The organism is Shewanella sp., from assembly GCF_051658185.1.
In the GTDB taxonomy this organism is placed as follows: domain Bacteria; phylum Pseudomonadota; class Gammaproteobacteria; order Enterobacterales; family Shewanellaceae; genus Shewanella.
Genome location: NZ_JBOFMC010000424.1, coordinates 1 through 5,707, shown reverse-complemented (window position 1 = coordinate 5,707; position 5,707 = coordinate 1). Strand labels below are relative to the sequence as shown.

Here is a 5,707-nt window from a genome sequence, read left to right as displayed (position 1 = left end):
TTGTTTTTCATCAAGCTGATGATATTTTAGGGTTTTAATTTATATTTCGAGATTATTTTTATATTTGTGCAATAAAACGTGCTAAGCCGTGTTCATGGCTAAAAATTCATTTTATGTTGCTTTTGTGTGTTTTTGCTGTAGTCAATTGATATTTAATCTTTAATACAAATGTCATCGATGTTTTTTATGCTACTATAAAGTGATGAAAATTTTCCGCTGGTTTATTTTTTAAGCTTAATTCGTTTTCACGCTTGCGTGATGTCTTGGCTAAACTCATTCAATCTAAGGAGGCCTATGTGGATGCAAATTCCATCAATAGTTTTTTTCTGATCGGTGCCTTATTGGTGGCGGTGAGCGTAATGCTAAGCCCGGTGTCTTCTCGCCTTGGCATTCCTATTTTATTGATTTTTTTGGCTGTTGGTATGCTTGCGGGGGAAGATGGCCCCGGTGGCATTTTATTTGATGATTACTCGATAGCGTATTTGGTCAGTAACTTGGCGTTGGCGATTATTTTGCTCGACGGTGGCATGCGCACCCGAGTGGCCAGCTTTAGGGTCGCCCTATGGCCAGCCTTATCCTTGGCGACCTTTGGTGTGGCGATTACCACCGGCATCACCGGCATGATGGCCGCATGGTTGTTTGATTTGCACTGGTTGCAAGGTTTGCTGGTGGGGGCGATTGTCGGCTCGACCGATGCCGCGGCGGTGTTTTCTTTACTCAAAGGCCGCAGTATTAACGAGCGGGTTGGCGCGACCTTAGAAATCGAATCGGGCAGTAACGATCCGATGGCGGTGTTTTTAACCGTCACCCTGATTGCAATATTAGCCAATGTGCATGCCGAGCCCTCATTGAGCTTTATGCTGATCAATTTTATTAAACAGTTTGGCTTAGGCATTGGCTTAGGCTTAGGAGGCGGTTGGTTGCTGTGGAAGCTCGTCAATGCCAGTCAGCTCGCCGATGGGTTGTATTCCATCCTCGTCATGAGCGGCGCGTTGATCATTTATGCCGTGTCCAATAAATTGGGTGGCAGCGGCATTTTATCCATTTATTTGGTCGGGCTGTTTCTCGGTAATAAGCCGACGCGTGGCCGCCATGCCATTTTAAACGTGCTCGATGGCATGACTTGGGTGAGCCAAATCGGCATGTTCCTCGTGTTGGGGTTATTACTGACGCCCTCTGATTTAATGGATATTGCACTGCCCGGATTTGCGCTCGCCTTTGGGATGATCTTTTTTGCTAGACCGCTGGCGGTCTGGCTGAGTTTGCTCCCGTTTAAGAGTTTTAGCCTGCGGGATCGCGGCTTTATCTCTTGGGTGGGGCTGCGGGGCGCCGTGCCAATTATTTTGGCGGTATTCCCGATGATGGCGGGCCTGCCGGGGGCGCAGCTGTACTTTAATTTGGCGTTTTTCGTGGTGTTAGTGTCGCTCTTGGTGCAAGGCGCGTCACTGACCACTGCGGCGCGCTTGGCTAAGGTGGAGTTACCGCCTAAACCGTTACCGATTTCCCGCTCGGGGATTGAGATTTATCCGAGCAGTGAGTGGGAGGTTTTTGTGTATCGCTTAAGCGAAGGTAAATGGTGCATTGGCGAGCCGCTCAAGCGCCTTGCTATGCCTGATGGAACTCGCATTGCCGCGGTGTTTCGTGACGATAGCTTGCTCCATCCCTCGGGCAGCACCCGCTTAGCGGCGGGAGATATTCTGTGCGTGCTGGGGCAGGAACACAGTTTAGATGCGCTCAGTCAGTTGTTTAGTCAGGCGCCGGAGATGGAAGATATCCCCCGCTTTTTTGGCGACTTTTTTATCGATACCGATGTTAAATTGGTCGATTTGGCCGCGATTTATGGGTTAACCTTGGATGAGGCCTCTGAGGTGGTGACCGTCGCGGATCTCGTGACCGAGCAACTTGGGCCGCATCCCGTCATTGGTGATCATTTTCAATGGCAAGCGCTGCATTGGGTGGTCGCGGGGCTGTATGAGGGTAACGTGACTAACGTGGGGATCCGTCTACCGACCGAAGTGTAATGTTTGGTTAGCGTGCTCGCCGGGCCATAAATATGCCAGCAATATTGCTGGCATATTTGATCATATCGAGGGCTTGGTAAACGCGACGTTGTGCGCTTACTGATAAAGCGACTTGTCCGTTGGATTGGGTCTGGTTTTAAAACGGCGATGTAACCACATGTACTGCGCCGGATTGCGATTGATAAGGTCTTCAATGATGTGATTACCGCGAACGGCATCGGCGACTTCATCTTCCCCCGGGAACTGTGCCAGTGGCGGCATAATCTCTATCTGATAGCCCTTATCGCCAGCGGTGCGCTCCACAAAAAAAGGCAATACTTTTGCTTTACCCAGTTTGGCTAAGGTCGTGGCCCCGGTAATGGTTGCCGCATCGGGCACCGCAAAAAACGGAATAAACACGGCGCTTGAACGGCCAAAATCTTGATCGGCGGTGTACCAAATGACATCAGGATTACGCAGGCAGCGCACCATTTGGCGCAGATCCCGTTTAGGGACGAGTCCTTTATTAGAGCGTAAACGCCCCTTAACCTGCAGGTATTCCATCACCGGATTATTGTGTGGGCGATACACGCCTACACCGGGCTGGAACTGCCCAAAAATGCGGGCGCCCATCTCGAGCGGTAAACAATGCACGGCAAATAGGATCACGCCGTGGCCTGCATCGAGGGTCTGCTGCACATATTCTTGGCCTGTGATACTCATGTGCTGCTGCACTTTAGTATCGGACCACCACCAAGCGTTGATGGTGTCAAAAAGCGCTTTGCCGGTTTCTTCAAAGTTGCGCACCAGCAATTGCTCCCGCGCCTGCGGCGACATCTGCGGGAAGCACAGGGCTAAATTACGTCGCGCGGTGTGGGTGCGCCGGCCAGCAAATTTCATCACTAAGCGGCCAATGCCTTTACCTAATGCCATTTGCCAAGACAGGGGGAGGAATTGGGTGATACGCATCAGCAGCACTGCAAACCACATGGGCCAGTGCTTAGGGTGATATAACGACGATGAAAATTCGGCTTTCTCGACCACAAAAATACTCACTACTTTTGAAAATTACTGCTTATTCTAACTCAATTTTTGCTGAAAATTAGGTACAATCACGGTTTAATTTCTGCAAAAGATAAGAGCGCTATGAAGGTTTCTCTCCCCGCATTTGAAAAAGCCAAAGTGTTAGTGGTCGGCGATGTGATGTTAGATCGTTACTGGGTTGGGCCTACGGGACGTATATCCCCTGAGGCGCCTGTGCCAGTGGTGAAGATTAATCAGGTTGAAGATCGGCCCGGCGGCGCGGCCAACGTGGCGCTCAATATTGCAACCTTAGGTGGTCAGGTGCAACTTGCGGGGTTGGTGGGAGAAGATGAAACGGCCAACGCCTTAACCGTCGGGGTGCGAGCCCTTGGGGTGGAGCCGCAGTGGCTGACCATTAAGGATAAACCAACCATCACTAAGCTGCGGGTGTTATCGCGTAATCAACAGCTTATCCGGCTCGATTTTGAAGAGCCTTTTGAACCACAGGATAGCGCGAGTCTGCTTAAGCAAGCTGAAACCTTGCTTGAGGGCGTCGATGTGGTGGTGCTTTCTGATTATGCGAAGGGCGCGATCGATCAGCCACAGGCGTTTATTGCCCTTGCCCGCGCGAAGGGCGTCAAGGTGTTAGTGGATCCTAAGGGCAGCGATTTTAGCCGTTACCACGGTGCCTCGTTGATCACTCCCAATATGAGCGAATTTGAAGCTGTGGTCGGCAAAGTGACCAGTGAGGCGGATCTGTTACAAAAAGCGCGTGGCTTACTCCAGCAACATCAATTTGAGGCGATTTTGGTGACGCGCTCAGAAAAGGGCATGACCTTAGTGACCTTAGATGCCCCAGAGTTACACATTCCGACCGTTGCCCGTGAAGTCTATGATGTCACTGGCGCCGGGGATACCGTGATTTCGGCACTGGCGACGGCCTTAGCCGCGGGCGCGCAGCTGCCGCAGGCCTGCGCGATTGCCAACACCGCCGCGGGCGTGGTGGTGGGTAAACTGGGCACTTCTACCGTGAGCCGTATCGAGTTAATTGAGGCCCTTGCATTGCACCATGGCGAGTCAGGCTTTGGGGTGGTCAGTGAAGATCAACTCGCCTATGCCCTCGAGCAGGCTAAACTGCGGGGCGAGCGAGTGGTGATGACCAATGGCTGCTTTGATATCCTGCATGCCGGCCATGTGAGTTACCTTAAACAAGCTAAAGCCTTGGGCGATAGGTTGATTGTGGCGGTGAATGATGACGCCTCGGTCAAGCGCCTCAAAGGTGAGGGACGTCCGGTGAATCCGGTGGATCGCCGCATGGCCGTATTGGCCGGACTGGCCTCGGTCGATTGGGTGGTGCCTTTTAGTGAAGATACCCCACAGCGGATCATCGCGAGGTTACTGCCGGATCTGCTGGTAAAGGGGGGCGATTATCAGCTTGACCAAATTGCGGGCGGTGCTGAGGTGATGGCTGCGGGAGGACAAGTGCAAGTGCTGGGCTTTGAAGATGGCATTTCTACCACGGCGATTATTCAAAATATCATGGCCAATCAGTGAGCCCAGCGCGAGGCATAGTGGCACTGAGATGACGGCTCCTAAGCCTTCGGCTTTTATGTCTATGGCATTGACACTCAGTGCTCACACACTTTCGCTCGTGGGGTTGGCGGTTTCGAGCTTGGCGCTGCCAAGCTTAGCCGCTCAAAACCTGGCAGATCAAAACCTAGCGGCTCAAAACATTACAGCGCAACACGTTGTTAGCCTCAACGCTGAGTCGCCGCGCCTCTCTTGGGTACCCGTGGGGACGAAGCAGGCGTTGATTTGCCCGTTAGCACAGTTAAGCGAGTGCCTGTTAGCGCTGCCGAGCGCGGCGCGGGCGCAGTTGCCCGCAAGTCCACAGCAATTGAGCGAGACACTGGGCCAGCGCGTGGCCATGGTGATGCCGCTCGTGGATGCGCGCAGCAGCGGTATCGTCATCACCAATGTGAATGCGCCCAGCGAGCGCCCCTCGGTCAATATTGATGCGGTAACCTATGACCTTAAGCTAATCGATCAGCCAACGTTAACGCTGTGGCATGAGTTAGGCCACCTTGAAAATATTGCGTTGCAAGGTGAGGTATTACCCTCCCAGTTAACGCCTTATCAGCACGAATGGTTGGCGGATATCTATCTTATTTGGCAAATTGCCAAGGTGCATGGTGACTTTCGACTTGCTTGGCAGCAATACCATAGGCGTAACCTTGGTGCATTCACTTATCCCCAGCAGTTATCCCATTGGAGTGTGCCGATGATGTTGCAGGTGCTGACGCACTATGAGGTGGCAACAGTCGCCGGGTTTAGCCGTTATCGGGATTTTGTGGCGGATTTTTATCCGAGCGCAGTGCAATTACCACCGCCCTTATTGGCAGAATATGCCAGCCTGATGCAACGCACTTTTGCCGGGGGCGCCCAGCAAGCGCTGCCCCAATACCTTTATTGGCGTAAAGCAGAGCTCGGCGGTTATTTACAGCCGACTTTGATTGAGTTGATGGGGGCAGCTAAAGCCAATGAGTGGCTGGCGCAGCACTCGATGTTGTGATGCCGGGCCCAGATACAAGGCGGTAGCACAGAGCTTGAGTGTAGCGCTTAAGCGCAGCGTTTGAGCGCAGCACTTAAGCACAGGACTTAAGCACAGAACCTAAGCACAGCGT

General features: G+C 52.3%; 4 protein-coding genes. 3 read left to right on the top strand and 1 reads right to left on the bottom strand.

Annotated elements, in window-relative coordinates:
* Window positions 1-296 precede the first annotated feature (296 nt).
* The gene (locus ACRCZA_RS15530) at window positions 297-2,021 is read left to right on the top strand and encodes a potassium/proton antiporter (protein ID WP_438675296.1); all 1,725 of its coding nucleotides are present in this window, start codon (window positions 297-299) and stop codon (window positions 2,019-2,021) included.
* Window positions 2,022-2,117: 96 nt separating this feature from the next.
* On the opposite strand, the gene ACRCZA_RS15525 is transcribed toward ACRCZA_RS15530, so the two are convergent.
* A complete protein-coding gene (locus tag ACRCZA_RS15525; RefSeq protein WP_438675297.1) occupies window positions 2,118-3,044 on the bottom strand; it encodes an LpxL/LpxP family Kdo(2)-lipid IV(A) lauroyl/palmitoleoyl acyltransferase in 927 nt (308 codons plus the stop codon).
* Window positions 3,045-3,146: 102 nt separating this feature from the next.
* On the opposite strand from ACRCZA_RS15525, the gene hldE reads away from it, so the two are divergent.
* Complete coding sequence (gene hldE / locus ACRCZA_RS15520; protein ID WP_438675295.1) at window positions 3,147-4,577, top strand: bifunctional D-glycero-beta-D-manno-heptose-7-phosphate kinase/D-glycero-beta-D-manno-heptose 1-phosphate adenylyltransferase HldE; 1,431 nt, start codon at window positions 3,147-3,149, stop codon at window positions 4,575-4,577.
* 28 nt (window positions 4,578-4,605) lie between these two features.
* Complete coding sequence (locus ACRCZA_RS15515) at window positions 4,606-5,595, top strand: hypothetical protein (RefSeq protein ID WP_438675294.1); 990 nt, start codon at window positions 4,606-4,608, stop codon at window positions 5,593-5,595.
* The last annotated feature ends 112 nt before the right edge of the window (window positions 5,596-5,707 follow it).

Coding starts and splice junctions, on each gene's coding strand:
- hldE (WP_438675295.1), top strand. CDS start 3,147: ATGAAGGTTTCTCTCCCCGCATTTGAAAAAGCCAAAGTGTTAGTGGTC.
- ACRCZA_RS15515 (WP_438675294.1), top strand. CDS start 4,606: ATGACGGCTCCTAAGCCTTCGGCTTTTATGTCTATGGCATTGACACTC.